We start from the raw sequence: 22741 nt of genomic DNA on the forward strand, positions 1-22741 counted from the left end.
CGCCGCCGCCGGCCCGGGTCCGAACGGTGCCAGGCCCGGCCGCCGGCCGGTGCCGCGCACCCGGACCACCACACCCAACGGACACCGGCCGTGACCGCGGCCGGGTCGCCCCGGCGTACCGTCGTCACCGGGGTCGGGGTGGTCGCCCCCGGCGGCACCACCCGGGAGGCGTTCTGGGCGACGATCACCGCCGGGCGTACCGCGACCCGCCGGATCACCGTCTTCGACCCGTCCCCGTTCCGGTCCCAGATCGCCGCCGAATGCGACTTCGACCCGGCGGACGCCGGGCTCGGCCCGCGCGAGCGGCGACGGGCCGACCGGTACGTCCAGTTCGCCCTCGCCTGCTCGATCGAGGCGGTCGCCGACGCCGGGCTGAGCCTCGACGACGCCGGCCGGCAGCGGGCCGGGGTGGCGCTCGGCTCGGCGGTCGGCGGCACTGTGGCATTGGAACAGGAGTACGTGGTGGCCAGTGACGCGGGCAGCCACTGGCTGGTCGACCCGGACTGCACCATGCCGTACCTCTATCAGGCGCTGGTGCCCAGCAGCCTGGCCGCCGACGTGGCCTGCCGGCACGGGCTGCACGGGCCGGCGCAGGTGATCTCCACCGGCTGCACCTCCGGCATCGACGCGATCGGCTACGCCCACCAGTTGATCGTCGACGGGGACGCGGACGTGATGCTCGCCGGCGCCGCCGACTCGCCGATCTCCCCGGTCACCGTCGCGTCGTTCGACGCGATCGGGGCGACCAGCCCGGACAACGACGACCCGGCGCACGCCAGCCGGCCGTTCGACAACGACCGGCACGGATTCGTACTCGCCGAAGGGGCCGCCGTGCTGATGCTGGAGGAGCTGGACCACGCGCGGCGGCGCGGCGCGCGGATCTACTGCGAGATCGGCGGATACGCCACCCGCAGCAACGGCTACCACATGACCGGGCTGCGCCCGGACGGCGCGGAGATGGCACTGGCCATCGTGGACGCAATGAACCAGGCCCGGCTCAACCCGGACGACGTGTCGTACGTCAGCGCACACGGCTCCGGCACCCGGCAGAACGACCGGCACGAGACAGCCGCGTTCAAACGGGCGCTCGGGGACGCGGCGTACCGGGTGCCGGTCAGTTCGATCAAGTCGATGATCGGGCATTCGCTCGGCGCGATCGGCTCGATCGAGATGGCGGCCTGCGCGCTGGCCATGGCACACGGGGTGGTCCCGCCGACCGCGAACTGGCGCACCCGCGACCCGGAATGCGACCTGGACTACGTCCCGAACACCGCCCGTGAGCTACCGGTCGACGTCGCGTTGTCGGTCGGCAGCGGATTCGGCGGATTCCAGTCGGCGATGGTCTTCGCCCGACCGGACAGGACAGTACGGTGAGCGCCGACGGCCCCCCGGCCGCGCTGCCCGGTCAGCGGGCCGCTGCACCCGGGCGGCGGGCGGTGGTCACCGGGATCGGCGTGGTGGCGCCGACCGGACTCGGTGCCGACGCGCACTGGAAGGCGACCCTGGCCGGGCAGGTCCGCACCGGGCGGATCACCCTGTTCGACCCGGCGCCGTACCCGGTCACCCTGGCCGGCGAGGTGGCCGACTTCGACGCCCTGCAGTGGACCGACAACCGGCGGGCGGTGCAGACCGACCGGTGGACCCATCTCGGTTTCGCCGGCACCCGGCTGGCGCTGGCTGACGCCGGGCTGCCGGACACCGCCGACGACCCCGACCGGTACGCGGTGGCGCTGGCCAGCTCGTCCGGGGGCAACCTGTTCGGCCAGCGGGAGCTGCAGCGGCTGTGGAGCCGGCCCGGCCGTACCGTCGGGGCGTACCAGTCGATTGCCTGGTTCTACGCCGCCAGTGTCGGCCAGCTCTCCATCGCCCACCAGTTCAAGGGCGCCTGCGGGGTGCTGGTCGCCGAGGCGGCCGGTGGGCTGGACAGCCTGGCGCACGCCGCCCGGACCATCCGCCGGGGCGCCGACGTGGTGCTGGCCGGTGCCACCGAATGCGCGCTGAGCCCGTACGCGCTGGCCTGCCAGCTGCGGAGCGGGCTGCTCAGCACCGGCACCGACCCGGAGTCGGCGTACCTGCCGTTCGACGTCGACGCCGCCGGCTACCTGCCGGGTGAGGGCGGCGCGGTGCTGGTCGTCGAGGAGCTGGGGCACGCGTTGGCCCGGGGCGCCCCGGTGATCTACGGCGAGGTCGCCGGCTGGGGTGCCAGCCACGACGCCCGGCACACCGACCGGCGCACCGGCGGGGACGCCGACCAGTACGCCCGGGCGATGCGCCGGGCGCTGGCGACCGCCGGGGTGGCTCCGGCGCAGGTGGACGTCTGTCTGCCGGACGCGCTCGGCGTACCGCGTTTCGACCGGGCCGAGGCGCGGGCGGTGCGGGCGGTCTTCGGCCCGGCGGCGCCGCCGGTGACCACGCCGAAGCCGTTGACCGGGCGGGCACACCAGGGCAGTGCGGCGCTGGATGTGGCGACGGCGCTGTTGGCGCTGCGGCACCGGCTGCTGCCGCCGACCGCCGCGCCGCGCCGCCCGGCCCCCGGTTGCGACCTGGACTTCGTCCGTACGCCACGGGAGTGCGCGGGGCACGCCGCGCTGGTCGCCGCCCGTGGCTTCGACGGCTTCAACAGCGCCCTGCTGCTGCGCCGCGACCCGGACTGGGAATGATCAACTATTACCCGTGCGGCCCGCTCCCGACCGCCCTAGGAACCGTCACGGCGAACCGTCGGCCGGCAAGCGCCTCGGGGATCAGTAGTATCACTCGGTGCCCCTTCATGTCACCCATCGTGATCTTGTGAAGAGCTTCGTTCGGCTGCTCGAGTCCGCAGAGGTCACCGCCGGCCAGGTCTCGAATCTGCTCCAGTTCTATGCCGTGGAATGTGGACTCAAGGCCGCAGCGCTGCGGCGGAGGAACCTACAGCGGACCGATCAGTTGCCCTCGGACCTGCTCAGCCATGACCTGCGGCGGCTCGCCAAAGAGCTCCGGCTCACGCCAGCCGCGTACCAGCGGCTCGTGGACTGCAAGCGCGTCGCCGTAGCGAACGCGCCCGCCCCGCCCGTTGCGGTAGCACAGCTGCATGAGGCATGGCGATACGGCGCGGGCCTGGATGCCGGTGGCGAGCGGAGCTGTGTGGCAGGCTTGGTATCCCTTGGCCAGTGGTGTCGGAAGGAGCTGGGCCGGTGAACGAGCGTTTGGACGTTTCTGGTCCCTCGCATCCTGACCACCTGTTCACCTGGCTCGATGTCAACCTGTACTTCGCCGCGCTGGCCCGACAAGGCCGGTGGCCGGGATGGCTGCGGGAGATCGACGCCTACTGGGACGGAGTGCGGGTCTCCGTCGCCCCGCTGACGCCGCCCGACGATGTCTGGCATTGGCTGCGCGAAGTGCTCGGACCACTTACCGTCGAACCCGCTCGCGGGTGCCTGCTACTCGATGACGCTGGCGAGGAGCGACCGCTCGCGGTGAGTATCGATCAGGACGACCCGCCCGCGCCTGGCGATCGGCGTCCGCGCTGGACGGATCGGCGGGTGGTCGCGGAGCTGGCGAACCCGCTGCCCGTTCCGACAACGCCATTGCCGCACGACATCCCGATCGTGGCCTTTCATTCATTCAAGGGCGGCGTCGGTCGAACTTTGCACTGTGTGGCGGCGGCTCAGAAACTTGCCTCAAGCGGGCAACGGGTACTGCTGATTGATGCCGATCTCGAAGCACCGGGTATAACCTGGATGATTGCCGAGTCGATTCGCATCGACTTTGCCTACGAAGATTTCCTCGCCCTCGTGCAAGGTTCGGTTGATTCATCATTCACGGAGGCAATCAGCCTCGGCCGGAAGTTCTTGGTGAACCAGGAAATCGACGGCGTGGTGGTGATGCCGGCCCGCCGAGATCACAGCCGGATATCACCACCGCAGATTGAGCCGGTCGACCTGTTGACCCCCGATCGCAGTCCTTACGTTCTTTCGAATGCACTTGCTCGACTCGGCCACGCGCTCGGTGCCGACGTCATCATGGTCGATCTGAGAGCCGGCGTGAGCGAACTGAGCGCACCCCTCCTACTGGATCCGCGGGTATTCAGGGTGTTCGTCACGACCATCAGCGACCAGTCGGTCAAGGGTACCGAACGAGTTCTCGCCGAGCTGGCGCAACGCGCACCTGCCCGCATGGAGAACGACCCCGACTGCGCACTTCTACTCACGCAGTTCAGCGGGCAGGACCATGGCGATCGGCTGGCAGAGGTAGCCGCCGACCTGCGGCGCGCCGCCTACGCCGTATCGTCAACGAGCCAAGCAGCTTCCACGGTTGACGCCGACATAGCGATTCCTTCAATGACAAGCGAGTTCAATCCGATACTGCTAAATCTTCCAGCCTCGTGGGAAGCCGTCACCGGACTGGCCGAACGCGCCAGACTCGCACAGCCGCTGACCCCATTGATCGATTCGTTGCCCCGCTTGAACCCCGGTGCGCCTGTGCCAGCAGAACCTGAGCCCGCCGATCTCGACGCGATCAGGTCGAGACTCGCGGCGGTCGCGGGAAACTTGGTCTTCGCAGAGACTTCTCCAGAGGTTGACTTCCTAGTCACCGACGCACTACGCAACCTCGCCGAAGCACACCGGACCGAGCCACCAATCGAAATCGTCGTCGGCGGAAAAGGTGCCGGGAAGACCTTCACGTACCTCCAGCTGTGCCGGAGGACGACATGGGCTGATTTTGCGGCTGCAGCCGGAGTCGACGATGCGACCCTGCGAATCCCAACAATCCCTGTCCTGGCGTCAACAAATTTGGGCGATCAATCGGCCACAGCGATCAACGAGAGACGCATCGCGGAAGCCAACAGGCTTACCGGCGGCGTAGCGGCCGGATCGCAGGCGGTCCGCGAAATCGTCGAGGACGCCCTGTCCGGCGAGCTGACATCGGGAGGTTGGCGGCGAGTATGGCTCACCTGCTTTGCCCGCGCAATCGGCCTGGACACCACCCCCGAACAGGTCGAGGAATCATTGGCCTCCTTTGCCCGCTCCAATTCAGTGATCTTCGTCATCGACGGGCTTGAGGACCTGTTCCCGGAGTTCGTCGAGGACAGCCGTCAACAGCGAGCCCTGCGCGCCCTGCTAGTCGACTGTCCGGAGTGGCTCCGCACCTTGCGGGGACGCCCACTGGGAATGGTGACCTTCGTCCGACGGGACCTCGTACAAAAGGCCATCCACCAGAACGTGGCACAGTTCGAGAAAAGATATGAGAAGTATGCACTGCGCTGGAACAGAGAGGAGGCGCTCAGACTGGCGGCATGGGTATGTCAGAGGGCCGGCGCGCTCACCGCATCCGCAGACAGCGTCCGCACCGCCACCGCCGATCAACTCTCCGACCAGATGAGCACTGTATGGGGCGACAAGATGGGGACTCCGAAATCAAAGGAAGCTCGATCAGATGTGTGGTTCTTCGCGGCACTTTCTGACTTCCGCCAACAGATCCAGGCCCGCGACATCGTCTCCTTCCTATCCGAGGCGGCCACCGCATCGACGGGCACCGACCGATGGTCGGATCGAATACTGACACCGGTCGCGATGCGTAGCGCACTACCTCGATGCAGTAGCCAGAAGATCGAAGCCATCAGTCTCGAAAACAGGCCGGTCGGTGCACTTTTGGACCGTCTCAGGTCGCTCGACGCCGATCGCCGCAAGCTCCCCTTCACCCTGGAATCTGTCGGTCTCACCGCAGAGCAGGCACAACTACTCGACGCAAACGGCGTGGTCTTCCGCGAGGCGGACCACTACTGGATTCCAGAGATCTTTCGCCATGGCCTTGGCTTCGACGTCGCGGGCGGCCGCCGCCCACGCGTCATCGCGGTGGCAAACCTGGTCCGCAGGCGCAACGACATCTTGGGGTAGACCGGTCCGGCCCGCCACTGCTCAGCCTCAGGCATCGACTGCCTCCCCACGCGCGCCCCCACCCCCGTGCTGAAGGGTGGGCACTGGCCCGCATCCCGGTGACAGCCGCCGTACTGCGCGGCCTGCCGGCGTCGGCCGCGCAGCCTGCCGGACGTCGCCGGCTTCCTGGTGCTGTCGGTGCTCACTCCCAACGTGCACGGACCATCGGTCTACTGCAGCTTGGATGGAAACTGCGGATCGACCGTGAACGCGAATAGATCCGTCGGGCAGGGGTAGGGCAACCCTGGACGGCGCCACGGACAACTGGACGTGACGCGGACGACCACCGGGGAGGCGACATGCGGATCGGCTACAAGCTGGCCACCGAGGCGTTCGGACCGGCCGACCTGATCGCTCAGGCTGTCCGGGCCGAGCAGGCCGGGTTCGACTTCGTCGAGATGAGCGACCACTTCCACCCGTGGCTGGACTCCCAGGGCCATTCGCCGTTCACCTGGAGTGTGCTCGGTGCGATCGCCGCCCGTACCGACCGGATCGGGCTGGCCACCGGCGTGACCTGCCCGAGCCTGCGCTACCACCCGGCGATCGTCGCCCAGGCCGCGGCGACCGTGGCGCTGCTGTCCGACGGCCGGTTCACCCTCGGCGTGGGTGCCGGCGAACGGCTCAACGAGCACGTCACCGGGGAACCGTTCCCGAGTGTGCACGGGCGGCACGAGCGGCTCCGCGAGGCGCTGGAGATCATCCGGCTGCTCTGGTCCGGCGGCTACCACTCGTACCAGGGGAAGCACCTGCAGCTCGACGACGCGCGAGTGTTCGACCTGCCGCCGACCCCGCCGGTGATCGCGGTGGCCGCCAGCGGCTCGGAGTCCGCCCGGCTGGCCGCCGAGCTCGGCGACGGACTGTTCGCCACCGAGCCGAAGGGCTCGATCGTCGAGCACTACCGGCGGTCCGGCGGCGCCGGGCCACGCTACGCCGAGGTGCCGATGGCCTGGGCGGTTGACGAGGAGCAGGCGGTCAAAGCGGCCTGGGAGTCCAGCCGTTGGGCGCTGACCGGCTGGAAGGTGATGAGCGAGTTGCCCAACCCGGTGAACTTCGAGGCGGCCTCGGCGATGGTCGACGCCGACGACATCGCCGCACATTTCAGCGTAGGGCCGGACCCGGCGGTGCACCTCGAGGCGGTCAAACCGTACGTCGATGCCGGTTTCGACCACATCGTGCTGCAGAACGCCGGGCCCGACCCGGACGGTTTCCTGGACTTCTTCGAGCGAGAGCTGGCCGACCGGCTGCGGGGGCTCGACCGGTGACGGCGGCCGGCTCAGGCGTCGGCGCCGCAGTTGTCAGGCGCGGGCCGGGCCGGAATAGTCGGGGGCGACGTAGACCGGCAGCCGCTCGCCCTGACTGCGGGCGTAACGGCGGGTGTAGGTGACGGGCTTGACCCCGGGTCGGAGCGGCACCGTGTACTGCGTTGGCAAGGTGTCCGCGGCAGCGGCGAGGCGGCGGGGCGTCACCTCGCGACGTTGGTCATGCCACGGGCCACCCAGGAAGAGAACCTTCATATGCCGATCCTTGCCGGTTCAGCCAGCCCGCGCCTCATCCGTACGCACAATAACTATCAAATCCCGCCGGATCCGTCCGCCGCAGCCGGCCGGCCGGCCGGTGACAGCCTGTCCGGCCAGTGAAGCTCGGTCGGCTCAGCTGCCGGTGAACCGTGCCGGCCGTTTTTCCAAGAACGCGGACATCCCCTCCGCTCGGTCGGCGGTGGCGAACAATCCGTGAAAGACCCTCCGTTCGAACAGTAGCCCCTCACGCAGTCCGACCTCCTGCGCCCGCTGGACCGCCTCGCGGGCGGCGGTGACCGCGAGCCGGCTGTGCCCGGCGATCACCGCCGCCGCCGACCGGGCCTCGACGAGCAGTTGGTCGGCGGGCACGATCCGGGACACCAGGCCGCACTGCTCCGCCTCCCGGGCCGGCATCATCCGCCCGGTGAGGATCAGATCCATCGCCTTCGCCGTGCCGACCAGCCGGGTCAGCCGCTGGGTGCCGCCGATCCCGGGGATCACCCCGAGGGTGATCTCGGGCTGACCGAACCGGGCGTCCTCGGCGGCGAACACCAGGTCGCACATCATGGCCAGTTCGCAGCCACCGCCGAGCGCGTAGCCGGCGACCGCGGCGATCTTCGGTGTCCGGAACGCGGCGAACTCCTCCCAGCCGGCGAAGAGATCGGCCGTCATCGCCTGCACCGGGCTCATCGCCGCCATCTCTCGAATGTCGGCGCCGGCGGAGAAAAAGCCGTCCGACCCGGTAATCACGAAACAGCCGATGTCCGGGTCCCGGTCCAGTGGTCGCAGGGTCGCGAGAAGTTCGTCGCAGAGCGCGGTGGTGAGTGCGTTGCGGGCCGCGGGCCGGTGCAGCCGTACGGTGACCACGGCACCGTCCCGCTCGGTCGTCAGATGCATGTCGGTTCCTCCAGTCGGATTCGCAGGGTCGTCGGTCGGATGGTCCGTTTTCAGTCGGCCCAGTCCGGTTTCACGAGTCCCAGATCGCGCCGTAGGCGGGGATCCCCCGGCGTTCCAGCCCGTGGACCACCTGCCGGGTGAGCTTCTGGTTGGCGATGCAGATCACCGCTTCGGCGCCGGTGGCCTGCCATGCCTGGTAGGCCAGGGCCACCATGTCCGGCTTGCCACGCTGCGCGGTGTCCCAGATCGTGGCGTCGGGCTGCACCCGCAGGATCTCGTCGACCAGCTGGTCGCCGTAGGTCGTCCGCGGGCTGCGGGTGGACCAGACCAGGTGGGCCGGCACCTTGCCGGCCAGCAGATGCGGCAGCACCGGCCCGATGCCGCTGCCGGTGGCGACGTACACCACCCGGGTGAACAGCGTTTCGATGTTGGCCACGCCGGCGGTGGTGATGCCCTTGACCCAGATCCGGTTCGGCAGGTCGTCGATAAGGGAGCCGGTCCAGTCGCCGGCGCGGGACACCGTCAGCCGGAAGCCGCGCTCACCGGGCGCCGGCACGTTGGCGAACGAGTGCCATTCGAGCAGCGGACGACGGCTGATCGCGGTGGACGATCCGGCGAACGGGGTGGTGTGACCGAACGTCAGCATGGCCACGTGGCTCGACGGCCGGTCCACCTGCACCGGCACCCGGCGCAGCCGCAGCCACGGCAGGGCGACGCTGACGGTGAGCAGTGCCAGGGTCCACAGCGCCGGCGAGCCGAGCAGCGCGGCGGCCAACGGCCTCCCGTCGCGGGCACCGTCGACCACCAGCACCGTCTGGGCCCACAGGAGGATCAACGCGGCCCACCCGCCGAACCGGTGGACCCGCTCGAACAGGTCGTGCCAGCGGCCACGAACCGGCGGCAGCGCGGTCGTCACCATCGCCAGCAGCAGCGCGACCAACAGGTAGGACAGCACCAGTACGGCGGTGACGGCCCGGCCGGCCAACGCCTGCCGGGTGAGTTCGGCGACGTACCCGGCGAACCAGGCGGTGCCGGCGAGTGCGCCACCGACGTGCAGCCCACCGAAGTGGTAGACCTTGCCCAACCCCCAGCGCACCCGCAGCGGCCACCGGGTCGGCGCCCGGGTGGCCAGCCAGAACAGCAGGTTGATCATGTACTGCTGGCGGATCAGCACCGCCAGGGCGACGTTGGCCAGGGCGGCGTACGACAGGTTCGCCAGGCCGCCGTCGGTCGCCTGCCACCAGCCGCCGGTGGTCAGCGCGTAGTACAGCAGTGCGGCGTTGCCGGCCAGGACCAGCGCGGCCAGCCGGTGGTACGGCATCAGCCGGGGATGGCTGAGGATCCGGCGCTGCCACGGCAGCGGAGCCGGCAGGTCGGACCGAGCCGGATGGCTGGGCGGGGCCGGATTGCTGGGCGGGGCCGGGTTGCTGGGCGGGGCCGGGCGGTCCAGCGACCGGCGCAGCGCCCCCTTGTCGATCTTGCCCCGATCGGTCACCGGTAGCGACTCGAGGGCGTGCACCCGCTCGGGCACGCAGTAGTACGGCAGAGTCCGGGCGACCGCGGCCCGCGCCGCCGTCGGGTCAACGGTCGCCGGGGCGACGAACGACACGAGCGTACGGTCGTCGACCTTGATCGTCGCCGCCCGACGGCAACCCGGCACCGCTTCCAGGACGGCGGAGACCGAATCCAGCTCGACCCGGAACCCACGGACCTTGACCTGGTCGTCGGTGCGGCCAAGGTGCTCCAACTCACCGTCGGGGGTCCAGCGTCCGAGATCCCGAGTACGGAACATCATCCGTCCACCGCCGAGGAACGGATCCGGGACGTACCGCTGCCCGGTGAGCTCGGGATCGCCGAGGTAGCCGACCGACACGCAGTCACCACCCGCCCACATCTCCCCCACCTCGCCGATCGCGCAGGGCCGGCGGTCGGCGTCCAGCACGTACACCGTGTTGTTCGGGGTCGGCCGGCCGATGGTGAGCTGTTCGGAGGCGGGGTCGTGCCGGTGCATGGTGTTGACGATGGTGGTCTCGGTCGGTCCGCAGCCGTTGTAGAAGACCGCCTGTCGGGCCCACCGGTCGGCCAGCTCCCGTGGACACGGTTCACCGGCCACGGCGACCACCTTGACCCGTGGGCACCGGTCCGGGTCGACGGCGCCCAGCACGCTCGGGGTGGCGATCACCACGTCCACCGTCTCGACCGTCGCCGCGATGTCGCTCCCCCGGACGACCAGGGTTCCGCCGTGGCTGAGGCAACCGAGGATCTCCCAGGCGGCCATGTCGAAGGCGATGCTGAGAATCTGCCCGACCCGCCACCCCGGCTGGATGCCCAGGTCGCCGGGGGCGGTCAGGAGCAGGTTGCACACGTTTCGATGGGTGACGGTGACCCCATTGGGTCGGCCGGTGGTGCCGGAGGTGAACAGCACGTAGCAGCCGTCGTCCGGGCTGGTCGGACCGGTCGGGACGACCGGGTACGCCGAGTCCGCCAGCGGCTGGGTGAGCAGCTCGTCGACGGCGATCAGCATCCGGCCCGGCAGGTGCGGCAGCTGACCCGCCGTCTCGGTGGTGGTCAGCACGATCCGGATGCCGGCGGTGTCGGTGACGTGCCGCAGGTGGGCCTCGGTGGCCACCCCGGCGTGCTGGGGCACGTACGCCGCGCCGGCCTTCAGGGTGGCGAGGATGCCGACCACCATGGGGATCGACCGGCGCGTGAACACGCCGACCCGGTCACCCGGACCTACCCCGTGGGCGATCAGCCGGGCGGCGAGACGGTCCGCCTGCCGGTCCAGCTGTCGGTAGGTGATGCGCTCGTCGAGGTGCTCGACGGCGACCGTGTCGGGGGTGAGGACGGCCCACTGTTCGATCGCGTGCTGGATGTGGGTGGAGACGATCGGCTCAGCCGGACCGTAGCCGAACCGACGGAACAACTGTCTGTCCTGGTCGGACAGGATGGCCAACGGTCCGGTGCCGACCGCAGCGGTGACGATCCCGGGAATGCCGCGTTGCCGCACGGCGCTGGCCCGGAATCGGGTCGCTGGTCGACCGGAACCACGCTGTGGCATGACTGTTCCTCCTCAATGCTCTGCACCGACCGGGGGACGGCGCGCCTCCGACCCATCGAAGCATAGAAATACATTTTCGACCATATGCAGTGATGATTAATGATAAATACAGAAGAAATGTGATAAATAGTTAAAATCGGGCGGATTCGCTGTAGTCCGCGACTGTCGCTGCCCGGTCGAGGTACGGCACACTCCCCCTGGTGCGAGAGATACTGATCATCGGAATCGGGGCCGGCGATCCCGACCACCTGACCGTGCAGGCGATCGAGGCGCTGCGTCGGGTCGACGTGTTCTTCCTGCTCGACAAGGGCGCGGTCAAGCAGGACCTGGCCGCGTTGCGGCAGGAGATCCTGCGCCGGCACACCACCGGGGCGTACCGGGCGGTCGAGATCGCCGACCCGGAGCGGGACCGGACCGCGACGGACTACCGGGCCGCGGTCGAGGACTGGCGCCGACGCCGCGCCGACCGGTACGCCCAGCTGATTCGCGACGAACTACCCGACGGCGACTGCGGCGCCTTCCTGGTCTGGGGCGACCCCGCGCTGTACGACAGCACCCTCGCCATCCTCGACGATCTGCGGGAACGCGACGTCGTCGAGTTCGACCACCAGGTGATCCCGGGCATCAGCAGCGTCGCCGCGCTGACCGCCCGGCACCGGATCGCGCTGAACCGGATCGGCTGCCCGGTCCAGATCACCACCGGCCGTCGGCTCGCCGACGAGGGCTTCCCGACCGGCGTGGACGACCTGGTGGTGATGCTCGACGCGCAGTGCGCCTTCACCCGACTCGCCGACGCCGACAGCATCGACATCTACTGGGGCGCGTACCTCGGCACCCCGGACGAGATCCTGATCGCCGGCCCGGTGCACCGGGTCGCCGACCGGATCGTCACCGCCCGCGCCGAGGCCCGCCGCCGCAAGGGCTGGATCATGGACACCTACCTGCTACGGCGTACCCTTGTCCAGACAACCGGACAGCACCAGAAGACCGGACACCAGACGCGAGCGATCAGGTAGCCGTTGACTTCCTCCGCGGAAGGACTCTGATGACCGACCAGGCCCGGCCGGTCGACCGGGACAACCCGATGCCGCTGTGGGCACAGCTGCACGACGACCTGGTCCGCCGGTTGACCGCTGGCGGGTTCGCCGCCGGCTTCCCCGGCGAGCACGAACTGGTTGACGAGTACGGCGTCAGCCGGCACACGGTACGGGAGGCGTTGCGCCGGCTACGCCAGGCCGGGGTGCTGGACTCGGCCCGGGGTCGGCGTACCGCCGTCCACCAGCAGCGGATCGAGCAGCCGCTCGGCGCTCTCTACTCGCTCTTCGACGAAGTGCAGGCGCGCGGGATGCGCCAGCGCAGCGAGGTGCTCGGCCGCGACCTACGGGTTGACGTCCCCATCGCGGCCCGGCTCGGGCTGGAACCGGACACCCGATTCGTGCACCTGGAGCGGCTCCGGTTCGCCGACGACGAACCGTTGGCCGTCGATCGGGTCTGGCTGCTGGCCGACTTGGCCCGGCCGCTGCTCACCGCCGACCTGACCGGTACCGGCATCTACGGCGAGCTGGCCAGGCACGGCGTCCGGGTCACCGACGGCGAGGAACGCATCCACGCCATCGTGCCCACCGCCGAACAGCGTCGACGGCTGGGCGGCGGCGGCCTGCTCGCCGTCGAACGGATCGGCCGGACCGACGGACGGCCCGTCGAATGGCGGGAGACCTTCGTCCGCGGCGACCGGTTCAGCCTGGTCGCCAGCTGGGCACCGCACCGGGCGTACCAGTTGCGGGTGGCCGACGGATCCCCGCTGCGCTCGCCCGCCGGGCGCTGACCGTGCGGGTCGCCCGGCTGATCTCCCTGGTCCTGTTGCTGCAGTCCCGGGAGACGATGACTGCTGCGGAACTGGCCCGCGAGCTGGAGGTTTCCGAGCGCACCATCTACCGCGACGTGCTGGCGCTGTCCGCCGCCGGGGTGCCGGTCTACGCCGACCAGGGCCGGGCCGGCGGGTACCGACTGGTGGACGGCTACCGGACCCGGCTGACCGGCCTGAGCCGGGCCGAGGCGGAGACGCTGTTCCTGTCCGGGCTGCCCGGCCCGGCCGATGAGATGGGCCTCGCCGACGTACTCGGGGTAGCCCAGCTCAAGGTGACCGCCGCGCTGCCGGTCGGGCTGCGCGACGCCGCCGGCCGGGCCCGCCAGCGGTTCCATCTGGACGCGCCCGGCTGGTTCCGGCAGGCCGATCCGCCGCCTGCGCTGGCCGACCTGGCCCGCGCCACCTGGCAGGACCAGGTGGTCCGCCTCAACTACCGGCGGAGCGGCACCGAGGTGGTCAGAACGGTTCAGCCGTACGGTCTGGTGCTCAAGAACGGCACCTGGTACCTGGTTGGCCGGGTCGACGACGTCGGCCGGGTCCCCGACCCCGGCCGGGTCGACGACGGGCACCGGATCTACCGGGTGGACCGGATCGCGGTGGTTGACCCGACCGGCAACGTCTTCGACCGCGACCACCGCTTCGACCTGGCTGCGGTGTGGGCGGCCGGCACCGCCGACTTCGTCCGCAGCGTGCTGGTCGACGAGGTCACCGTACGGCTGAGTCCGGCCGGGCTGCGGGCGCTGCGCTGGGCGGTGGAGGCGCCGGCCGCCCAGGCAGCGCACGAGGCGGCCGGGCCACCCGACGCTCAGGGCTGGGTGCACACCCGGCTGCCGGTCGAGTCGCCCGACGTGGCGTACAGCCAACTGCAGGCGCTCGGTCCGGAGGTGGAGGTGCTCGCCCCGCCCCCGCTACGGGACCGGATGCGCGACGCCGCCCGCCGGCTCGCCGCGCTGTACGGCGAGACCGCCGGTCAGCGGTAACCGGTGGTGTCCGCCGGCCGGCCGGTCTCGACGACCTCGACGATGTAGCGGTACGCGTCCGGGCTGCTGCCGTCGACGTCGGTGAAGCCGTACTCGCGGGCCAGCTGCCCACTGGACAGTGACCGCCCGGTGAACCGGGACACCTGCGGATCGGCGGCGAGCGCGACCACTGCCCGACCGACCAGCGCCGGTGTCTCGGAGATGGCGAAGTGCGGGTCCTTGGCGGTGCCGTCGCGCCAGTTCGCCTCGGTCACCCCGAAGTGCTCCAGCATCGCCTCGGACCGGATCCAGCCAGGGCTGAGCGCGACCGCCGTCGCACCGTACGGCCGCAGCTCCTCGGCCTGAGCGAAGGCCAACCGGATGACGGCGTTCTTGGCCGTGTCGTAGAAGACCGACTCGCGGTAGTGGGTGCCGTTGTAGTCGGCGGTGCCGTCGGTCATCTCAACCACCAGCCCGCCCGGCTGGCGGATCAGCAGCGGCAGCGCGAAGTGGCTGGTGATCAGGTGGGTGTCGATGGCGAGCCGCAGTGTGCGTAGGCCGCGGTCCAGCGGCTGTTCCCAGATCGGCGACTCGAAGTCGGTCAGGTGGTCGGCCCCCCAGATGTCGTTGACCAGCACGTCGAGCCGGCCCTGTTCGCGGTCGATCCGCTGCACCAGGGCACGGACCTGGTCCGGGTCCAGGTGGTCGGTGGGCACCGCGACGCCGGTGCCGCCGGCGGCGTCGACGAGCTCGGCGGTCTCCTCGATGGTCTCCGGACGGTCCATCTCGGAACGCTGCCGTCGGGTGCTGCGGCCGGTGACGTAGACGGTGGCGCCGGCGGCACCGAGTTCGATCGCGGTCCGCCGGCCGGCGCCCCGGGTCGCTCCGGCGACCAGCGCCGTCCTGCCGTTCAGTGGTGTGGACATGCCGCTGACGGTGCCAGCAAAACCTGACATCCGACGTCAGCTTTTCCAGAGAACAGCAGCCTGGTTGACTCCATCGAATGTGGTCGATACATTGCCGTCACGATGAGAAAGCCCTTTCCCGCCTCACTGTGGGGGCGCTAACCGGCAGCAGTCTCCGACAGATCCAGGAGGTTCCATGACAGCCACCAGATGGCGGCGCTGGCGTACCGGCGTCGTGGCGCTCGCCACGACCGCCATGGTCGCAACCGGCGCGGCGGTTGGCGTGCAGTACGCCGCAGCTGCCACCGTCGACACCGGCGCCTGGTACGTGATGCTGAGCCGGCACAGCGGCAAGGCAATCGATCTCTACGGCGGGGCAACCCATGACGGCGCACCGATCGTCCAGTGGACGCGCAACGACAGCGCGGCGCAGCAGTGGCAGTTCGTTGACGTCGGCAGCGGCTACTACAAGATCAGATCTCGGCACAGCGGCAAGTACCTGGAGCTACCGAACGCGGTCGACGGGGCCCAGCTGATTCAGAACTACGACAACGGCAGCACCCGGCAGCACTTCCGGCTCGCCGACTCGGACAGCGGCTACGTCCGCTTCATCAGCCGGCACAGCAACAAGGCTCTCGATGTGTGGCAGTGGTCCACCTCGGACGGCGGAATCATCTCGCAGTACCAGGACGTCAACGGCTGGAACCAGCAGTGGCAGATGGTCCGGTTGGACAGCTCCGGCGGCTGCGGGTCCGGCTCGTTCAACGCCGAAGCCGTACAGAACGGGTCGACCTGGACGGCGCGCAACGGCGGCAGCACCGTCTACACCGGCTCCAGCATGCTGTCGGCCATGCAGGCCGCGGTGAACAGCCTGTCGGCCGGGCGCAACAGCAAGCAGAAGGTCGTCGTCCGCGGCTCCGGGTCGATCAGCGCCGGCTCCCGGCTGTCGCTGCCGTCGTACACCGTCCTGGAGGTCTGCGGCACGGTCAACGTGACCGGTTCCGGCTCCGGCGACCAGGCCGTGGTGTACGCCCGCGGCGTCACCGACGTCGAGGTGACCCGGCTCAACATCACCGGCAATCCGCTGTACGGGATCTTCATCCGCAACGGCAACAACATCACCCTCGGCCAGATCGACATCCGGGTCACCGCCGGCCTGGGCATCCGGATCGACAACCACGGTGACCGCAGCCAGCGCTCCCGCAACGTGCGGATCGACAACGTGTACGTGCAGGGCACCAGCAACCACGGGGTCGAGACGTACGGGGTCGACGGACTGACGGTCGGCACCGTCACCGCACGCAACACCGGCTACTCCGGCCTGATACTCAACGACACCATCAACGCGACCGTCGGCACCGTCGACGCGCAGGGCGCCGGCACCGGCACCGGGTACGCCGGGTTCCGGATGGCCAACCGCAACGGCCGGGTCGGCGACAGCTACCCGACGAACATCCGGGTCGGTACGGTCATCGCCCGGGGCGGTGGCCGGGGCATCTTCTGCGTGTCGGAGTCCGGCGGTGCGGTCATCGACCGGATCGACATCTCCGGCACCGGCAGCAACTCGATCCTGCTGGAGAACTGCTACAACGTGACCATCGCGGCGGTCTCCGGTTCGGTCAACGGCTCGGACGTACGGATCGCCTCGCGCACCGAGTTCCCGGTGTCGCGCGACATCACCCTGCAGAACCTGACGCTGACCAACTCGCAGATCAACGAGAACCCGTGCGGGCAGAACATCGTGATCCGCAACATCGCCCTGAACAACTCGACCATCAACCGCTGCTGACCGTTCCCTGTCCACTGAACGCCGGACGCCGGGTGCCTATCGCTCGGTGCCCGACGGCGACCGGCTGATCCGGCGCAGGCCGATGACCTGGCGCAGCAGCAAAACCACCACGAGTACCGCCGCGACCGCCGGCCAGCCCCACGGATAGCGTTCGGTCTCGACGACGAACGCCACCGTGCCATCGCCACCGACTCCGGTGCCCAGTTGACCGTGGACCGCGTACCGGCCGTAGACGGGGAAGTCGACCGGCGCGGTGACCACGATGGCTCGGCCCGCACCGGTGGCCAACGGCGCGGACGCCGGCCCGGGCGGTTCGACGATCACCGTCGGCCGCCCGGGCCGGCCGGACAGCAGTGACAGGCGTAGTTCGTCGGCGTCGACCGGGCCGTCGTTGCGAACGTCGACATCCAGCCGGATCTCACTGGACAGACCGAACAGCGCCGGCCAGTCCCAGCCGGTCGGCACAACGGTCACGTCGGTGATGTGCAGCCGGGCGGGGCCGGAGACCGTCGGTGCCAGCGGGGCGGCCGACCCGACGATGTCGATCGGGACGCTGCCGGTAACCGGCAGCACCGGCCCGGTGCCGGACCCACCGGCGTCGACGGTCCGGGCCCGGACCACGCATGGGCAGGCCACCGGGGGCTCCACCAGGACGAGCCGACTGGTCACCGCGTCGGCCCCCGGCACATGCAGTTGGCTGGCCTCGCTGGCGGCGCAGTCGACCGACCCGCGCGCGGCACGGTTGCCGCAGATCTCCAGCTGAACGTTCCCGGCCGGCCAGCCGGTGAGGGTGACGGTCAGCCACTCGCCGACCGCCGCGCTGGCCGCGTCCACGCTGACCTGCGGCGGGGCGGCGACCGCCGGGGCCGACGGCAGACCGCCGGCCCCGGCGATCAGGACCAGCGCGAGGGCACCCACCGAGGTCCGGCGACCGGTCATCGCGCGGGCGACGAGGCGGGCGACGACGAGGCGGCACCGTCTTCGGCGGGCTCGACGTCCGGCGAACCGTTCGAGGCGGGGGTGACCGCAGGCGAAGCCGGGGTGGCCACGGCTGCGGCCGCGCGGCGGGCACGCCAGCGGCGTACCCCGAACCACCCGGCGAGGGCGACGATCGTGGCGAGCAGCAACCACGGCGGTGCCCAGATACCGGCGGTACGGGTGACCGGTGGCAACGCCTCGTCCACGGTGGTCGGGGCCAGGTCGACGGTGGCGGTCAGCCGCAGCGCCGGCGGTACGCCGGTGATCTTCTCGGTCACCGTGAAGGTGCTGCCGGGCAGCAGTTCGGGCAGGTCGACCGGATCGGTGCGGGCCAGCTCCCAGCCCAGCGGGCCGTCCAGCAGCACCGCGCCCGTACCACCGACACGGATGTTCCCGGTGTTGCGCACCTGGTAGGTGACCTCCACGTCACCGTCGCCCAGCGGGTTGACCGGGTCGTCGTAGCTGATGCTCATCGATTCGATGTTGACCGCTGGCAGGACCGGGCCGTCGACCCGCAGGTAGACCCGGGCGGCGACCCGCTGGTCGACGTTGACCTGCTGGCCGCTGGCGTCGGTACGGAGTTGGGCGATCGAACCGATCACCCCGCCGGCGTGGTCGCCGGGTGTCGCGTTGGCCGGCACCGTCAGGCGGAACGGGATGTCCAGCCGCTCACCGCCCGGGATCGCGTACTCCCGCTGGTCGAAGTGGATCCAGGTGCCGACGTCGGTGGCCGGTTGGTCGGCCGGGAGCAGGGCGAACGCACCGTCGTCGGTGAGGAACCCGTCAGTGCCGTACACGGTGAACGTCCGGTCCTGGTCGCCGAGGTTGCGCACCGCGACGTGGTCGGTGATCTCCGCGCCCGGGGCGAGGTCGTAGACGAAGTAGTTGCGTCCGGTCGGCCCGTCCGCGCTGGACGGCTGTACCGCCCAGGTGACCGCGTCGGCCGGAGCCGGACCGGCCGGCTGCGCGGCGGCCGGGGTGGCGCCGGGCAACGCGAGCAGCCCGGCCACCAACAGGCCGATGGCGGCGCGGCGACGGTGCGGGCGACGGGCGGGCGGGGCGGACATCGGGCACTCCAGTCGGTCCGGTGGCCGGTGCGGGACCGTTGCGGCCCCGCACCGGCCGGTAGAGCTGATCCTCAGGACAAGGTCAGCTGGGAGCTGATCCTCAGGACAAGGTCAGCTGGGAGCTGATCCTCAGGACAAGGTCAGCGTCAGGGTCGCGGTGTAGTCACCCGACACCGCCCCAGCGGGTACGCCGAGGTTGAGCTGCGCGCCGCAGGTGAAGCTGCCGGCGCTGGCGCCGGCAGCCGAGGTGCACAGCGCCCGAGCGGTGCCGAGTCCGGCACCCGGGTCGGCCACCGCGCCCGGGGTGACCGTGCCGGTCGCCCCGATCAGCGGGTCGTCCACCACGGACGCGGTGGGCGCCCAGCCGAGGTTGTCCGCCGCGATGACCGCGTCGCCGCTGGCGACGAAGTCACCCACCTGGCCGACCAGACTCCAGCCGGCGTTGGTGCCGCGCAGGTCGGACACGGTGGCGGTGTTCAGCTCGCCGCTGGTGACGGCGCCGTTGCCGGTCGGCGGCAGGGTGACCGAGGAACCGGCCACGCTGAGCGTGAGCGGGCCGCCGGCCAGCACGGTCGCGGCGATCTGCTGGCTGGCGTCGCCGCCGCCGACCGGGGCCGCGAAGCTGATCGGAGTGAAGGTGTCCTGGCTGCGGTCGGCGGAGCCGCGCGCAGCGAAGGTGATCACATAGCACTGGGTGACAGTGCAGTCGACCGCGTTGCCGTTGCGGTCGGTGTACTGGGCACTGATCGGCAGCGTGGTGCTGAACGAGCCGTCCAGGTTCATCGTGTCCCGGGCGTCGGTCGGCTCGTTGGTGCTGCTCACCCACTTGGTGACCTGCAGGACACTGGCGTTGGTCCAGTGTTCGTCGACCTTCGGGCCGAACGACACGTAGATCCCTGCGGCGTTGTTGGCCTGCGGGTCGAAGCCGCTGCCGTCGACGGTGATGGTGGCGCCGGCCGGGTCGACGCCAGTGTCCGGGGTGGCGTCGACGGACGGAGCTGCCGGTCCACCGCCGCCGGAGGTGAACGCCTCGAACGACAGCGGGTCGAGGACCTGGCCAGCCGGGTAGAAGCCGGCGAAGGCGGTGGCGCCATCGGCGGTCAGGGTGGCGGCCAGGTCGGTGCCGGTTATCCCGTCCGCACCGGCCACCAGGTTGGCGCTGGTGGTGGTGAGGTCGGCGATGACCGCCTGGGTGACGTCGACCGACGGGAACGCGGTGCTCACCAACTCGACGTCGGCCTTGAGGACGGCGGTGCCGCCGGAGATGGCCACCGTCGGGTTGGCGAGGGTGATGGTGAACGTGTGCGCCGGGAACGAGAAGACGACCGTGCCGCCGTACGTGGCGTTCGTCTCACCGGTCTCGGCGTCGTAGCTGCCGCCGGTGGACGGGAAGGCAAACGTTCCATCGGCGTCGATCGACGCACCGTCACTCGCCGCGATCGGCGGGTTGCCGTCGCCGGACGACACGTAGTTGCGGAACGACTCCTTGAAGCCCCAGTTCAGGCTTGCCTCGGTGATGTCGGCAGGGGCAGCCACGGCGGGTGCGGCGCCAACGAGTGCGGTCGCGGCGCCGAGTACGGCCGCAGCCGCCCAGGTTGCCGACCGTCGCCCCAGAGCACCAGCTCTGGATGTGATCATCGACTGGTCCTTTCCGGATGGTTACTCACCGTGTTCTACTTCCACTGTGAACACGGCATGTGATCGGGATTAGGTTAGCCATACCTAACAGATCTCGGCTCCGGCGCGGGTGCCTGATCTTCGAACCGGTCGGACCCTTGTCCCGACCTGCGGCGATGACTTAGGTTAGGCAAACCTTCATTGAGAACTCAACCGACGATCGTCGGAGGGATCACCCATGCCAACGCCGCTGCTCAGCGGCCGCGTCACCGCGACCTTGGCGGTCGTGACCGCCACCGCCGCGACCGCCGCCGTACTCGCCGCACCACTGTTGGCGTCGCCGGCCCACGCGGACACCTCCGCGACCGGATCCGGCGGCCAGCGACTCACCGTCTCCGACTCCACCGGCATCAGCCGCTCCGGTGCGACCGTCACGGTGACCGGCACCGGGTACGACACCGATAAGGGCATCTACGTGGGGTTCTGTGTGGACAACGGCGCCGGGGCGCTGCCGACACCGTGCGGCGGCGGGGTGGACACCTCAGGCGGCAGCGGCAGCTCGCACTGGATCTCCAGCAACCCCCCGTCGTACGGCGAAGGACTGGCCGTGCCGTACGGCGACGGCGGCTCGTTCCAGGTCCGAGTCCCGCTGACCGCGAGGATCGGCGACGTCGACTGCACCGTTCGCACCTGCTCGGTGGTCACCCGAGCCGACCACACCCGGACCAGCGACCGCAGTCAGGACGTACGCGTCCCGATCAGCTTCGCTGCCGCCGCCGCGCCCGCCCTTACCAGCGCCGCCCCGGCGGCTGGCAGCCCGGACCGGACCACCGCGCCACCAGCCCCGGCAACCGGCGACGCCGCAGGCCCGGCCGACACCGACGGTACGGCCGGTGACGTCAGCAGCTCCGCACCAACTGCCGGTGCTGCCACCGGCCAACCGACCGACGGCGACGGCGGCCCGACCGCCGTCGCCGTCACCGGAACCGACCCAACCGGGTTGGCAGTCACCCGGGTCAGCACCGTCGGCCCGGCTGGTCGGTGGTGGAGCAGCACGCTGATTTTGCTGGCGCTCGGCGTGCTGGCGCTGGCCGGGCTGTCCGCTGTCCGCCGCCGCCGGAGCCGGTCGTGAACCGCCCGACACTGGTCGTGAACCGCCCGAGGCTGGTCGGGCTGCTCGCCGCCGCGCTACTCGCCGGCCCGGTGGCCGCCTGCGCCGACAGCGCCGCCGACACCGACGCGGCACCGGATCCAACGACCTGCGGGCCGGTCACCGCCGTCGTCGACGACGCGGTGACGCCGCTGGACCCGGCACCGCAGCCGGCGTTGCCGGTCACCGTCACCGACGCCGCCGGCGACCGGGTCACGGTGACCGACGCCGGCCGAATCCTGGCCGTCAACCTGTACGGCTCCATCGCCGAGATCGTGTTCAGCCTCGGCCTCGGTGGCCGGGTCGTCGGGCGGGACACCTCCACCGACTTCCCGGCCGCCGCCAACCTGCCGCTGGTCACTCCCGGCGGGCACGACCTGTCCACCGAGGCGGTCATGGCGCTGGACCCCAGCGTGGTGCTGCTCGATGACAGCATCGGCCCGCCCGAGGTGCTCGACCAGCTCCGCGCCGCCGGCATCCCGGTGGTACGCATCGGCGACGAGCAGAGCCTGGCCGCCGTACCGGTGCACATCCGGGAGGTCGCCGCCGCGCTCGGCGTCGCCGACGCCGGCGAGGCACTCGTCGCCCGGGTCGAGGGCGAGATCGCCGCCGCCCGCGACGGCATCGCGGACGACGCCGAGCGACCCCGGGTCGCCTTCCTCTACCTGCGCGGCACCGCCGGCGTCTACCTGATGGGCGGCGAAGGCGCCGGCTCGGACGCGATGATCGCCGCGGCCGGCGGCGAGGACGCCGGCACCACCATCGGACTGGCCCGGTTCCGGCCGCTGACCAGCGAGGGTCTGATTAACGCCGCGCCGGACATCATTCTGGTGATGACCAAGGGCCTCGAATCGGTCGGCGGGGTGGACGGACTGGTCGCCATGCCCGGCGTGGCCCAGACCCCAGCTGGTCAGCAGCGGCGGATTGTCGACATGGACGACACCGTGCTGCTCAACTTCGGGACCCGCACCGGCAAGGCGATCCAGGCTCTCGCCCGTGCCATCCACGGATGCCGGTGA

The 22741-nt window shown here is 70.5% G+C and carries 18 protein-coding genes and 1 pseudogene; 11 read left to right on the forward strand and 8 right to left on the reverse strand.

From position 1 onward, the window contains the following. The first annotated feature begins 90 nt into the window (after positions 1 to 90). The 5 genes from O7553_RS21735 to O7553_RS21755 all read left to right on the forward strand — a co-directional run bounded on the left by O7553_RS21735 (position 91) and on the right by O7553_RS21755 (position 7177). On the forward strand, positions 91 to 1374 hold the full coding sequence (locus O7553_RS21735; protein WP_281551524.1) for a beta-ketoacyl-[acyl-carrier-protein] synthase family protein: 1284 nt from the start codon (positions 91 to 93) through the stop codon (positions 1372 to 1374). Further along, positions 1371 to 2660, forward strand: coding sequence for a beta-ketoacyl synthase N-terminal-like domain-containing protein (locus O7553_RS21740; protein WP_281551525.1), 1290 nt, complete (start codon positions 1371 to 1373; stop codon positions 2658 to 2660). Before O7553_RS21735 ends, O7553_RS21740 begins: the two co-directional genes overlap by 4 nt. A gap of 127 nt (positions 2661 to 2787) precedes the next feature. Next, positions 2788 to 3177, forward strand: coding sequence for a hypothetical protein (locus tag O7553_RS21745; protein ID WP_281551526.1), 390 nt, complete (start codon positions 2788 to 2790; stop codon positions 3175 to 3177). Continuing rightward, positions 3174 to 5876 carry an AAA family ATPase gene (locus O7553_RS21750; protein ID WP_281551527.1) on the forward strand — a complete coding sequence of 901 codons (2703 nt, stop codon included), beginning with the start codon at positions 3174 to 3176 and terminating at the stop codon, positions 5874 to 5876. Before O7553_RS21745 ends, O7553_RS21750 begins: the two co-directional genes overlap by 4 nt. A 338-nt stretch (positions 5877 to 6214) precedes the next feature. Next, a complete protein-coding gene (locus O7553_RS21755; RefSeq protein WP_281551528.1) occupies positions 6215 to 7177 on the forward strand; it encodes a TIGR03557 family F420-dependent LLM class oxidoreductase in 963 nt (320 codons plus the stop codon). Between the two features lie 33 nt (positions 7178 to 7210). Here the strand turns inward: O7553_RS21755 and O7553_RS21760 are convergent, their stop codons facing one another. The 4 genes and pseudogenes from O7553_RS21760 to O7553_RS21775 form a co-directional block, all read right to left on the reverse strand. Beyond that, positions 7211 to 7429 (reverse strand): hypothetical protein, encoded by a 219-nt coding sequence (locus O7553_RS21760; protein ID WP_278174201.1) that lies wholly within the window; start codon positions 7427 to 7429, stop codon positions 7211 to 7213. Positions 7430 to 7564: 135 nt separating this feature from the next. Continuing rightward, positions 7565 to 8329, reverse strand: a complete 765-nt coding sequence (locus tag O7553_RS21765) for an enoyl-CoA hydratase-related protein (protein ID WP_281551529.1) — start codon at positions 8327 to 8329, stop codon at positions 7565 to 7567. Between the two features lie 70 nt (positions 8330 to 8399). Further along, positions 8400 to 9779, reverse strand: a complete 1380-nt coding sequence (locus O7553_RS21770) for a hypothetical protein (RefSeq protein ID WP_281555699.1) — start codon at positions 9777 to 9779, stop codon at positions 8400 to 8402. After that, positions 9771 to 11276: pseudogene (locus O7553_RS21775) on the reverse strand (amino acid adenylation domain-containing protein); the annotation flags it as partial. The pseudogene O7553_RS21775 and the gene O7553_RS21770, both read right to left, overlap by 9 nt. Before the next feature lie 314 nt (positions 11277 to 11590). On the opposite strand from O7553_RS21775, the gene cobF reads away from it, so the two are divergent. From cobF to O7553_RS21790, 3 genes are read left to right on the forward strand one after another with little or no spacing between them, the layout of a single operon-like run. Further along, positions 11591 to 12406, forward strand: a complete 816-nt coding sequence (gene cobF / locus O7553_RS21780; protein WP_281551530.1) for a precorrin-6A synthase (deacetylating) — start codon at positions 11591 to 11593, stop codon at positions 12404 to 12406. A 29-nt stretch (positions 12407 to 12435) separates the two neighbouring features. Continuing rightward, complete coding sequence (locus O7553_RS21785; RefSeq protein ID WP_281551531.1) at positions 12436 to 13215, forward strand: GntR family transcriptional regulator; 780 nt, start codon at positions 12436 to 12438, stop codon at positions 13213 to 13215. A gap of 2 nt (positions 13216 to 13217) precedes the next feature. Continuing rightward, entirely contained in the window at positions 13218 to 14237 is a 1020-nt protein-coding gene (locus O7553_RS21790; protein WP_281551532.1) for a WYL domain-containing protein, read from the forward strand. Here the strand turns inward: O7553_RS21790 and O7553_RS21795 are convergent. After that, positions 14228 to 15142: an SDR family oxidoreductase gene (locus O7553_RS21795; protein WP_281551533.1), complete on the reverse strand. Its 915-nt coding sequence runs from the start codon at positions 15140 to 15142 to the stop codon at positions 14228 to 14230. The two genes, O7553_RS21790 and O7553_RS21795, sit on opposite strands and share 10 nt — an antisense overlap. A 175-nt stretch (positions 15143 to 15317) precedes the next feature. On the opposite strand from O7553_RS21795, the gene O7553_RS21800 reads away from it, so the two are divergent. After that, a complete protein-coding gene (locus tag O7553_RS21800) occupies positions 15318 to 16910 on the forward strand; it encodes an RICIN domain-containing protein (RefSeq protein WP_281551534.1) in 1593 nt (530 codons plus the stop codon). Positions 16911 to 16946: 36 nt separating this feature from the next. On the opposite strand, the gene O7553_RS21805 is transcribed toward O7553_RS21800, so the two are convergent. The 3 genes from O7553_RS21805 to O7553_RS21815 form a co-directional block, all read right to left on the reverse strand. After that, a complete protein-coding gene (locus O7553_RS21805; RefSeq protein WP_281551535.1) occupies positions 16947 to 17849 on the reverse strand; it encodes a hypothetical protein in 903 nt (300 codons plus the stop codon). After that, on the reverse strand, positions 17846 to 18955 hold the full coding sequence (locus O7553_RS21810; RefSeq protein WP_281551536.1) for a DUF916 domain-containing protein: 1110 nt from the start codon (positions 18953 to 18955) through the stop codon (positions 17846 to 17848). Before O7553_RS21810 ends, O7553_RS21805 begins: the two co-directional genes overlap by 4 nt. 129 nt (positions 18956 to 19084) lie before the next feature. After that, positions 19085 to 20593: an HtaA domain-containing protein gene (locus tag O7553_RS21815; RefSeq protein WP_281551537.1), complete on the reverse strand. Its 1509-nt coding sequence runs from the start codon at positions 20591 to 20593 to the stop codon at positions 19085 to 19087. A 217-nt stretch (positions 20594 to 20810) separates the two neighbouring features. On the opposite strand from O7553_RS21815, the gene O7553_RS21820 reads away from it, so the two are divergent. Further along, the gene (locus O7553_RS21820; RefSeq protein ID WP_281551538.1) at positions 20811 to 21704 is read left to right on the forward strand and encodes a hypothetical protein; all 894 of its coding nucleotides are present in this window, start codon (positions 20811 to 20813) and stop codon (positions 21702 to 21704) included. Continuing rightward, positions 21701 to 22741 (forward strand): ABC transporter substrate-binding protein, encoded by a 1041-nt coding sequence (locus O7553_RS21825; protein ID WP_281551539.1) that lies wholly within the window; start codon positions 21701 to 21703, stop codon positions 22739 to 22741. Before O7553_RS21820 ends, O7553_RS21825 begins: the two co-directional genes overlap by 4 nt.

Source organism: Solwaraspora sp. WMMA2059, from assembly GCF_027497315.1.
Classification (GTDB): Bacteria; Actinomycetota; Actinomycetes; order Mycobacteriales; family Micromonosporaceae; genus Micromonospora_E.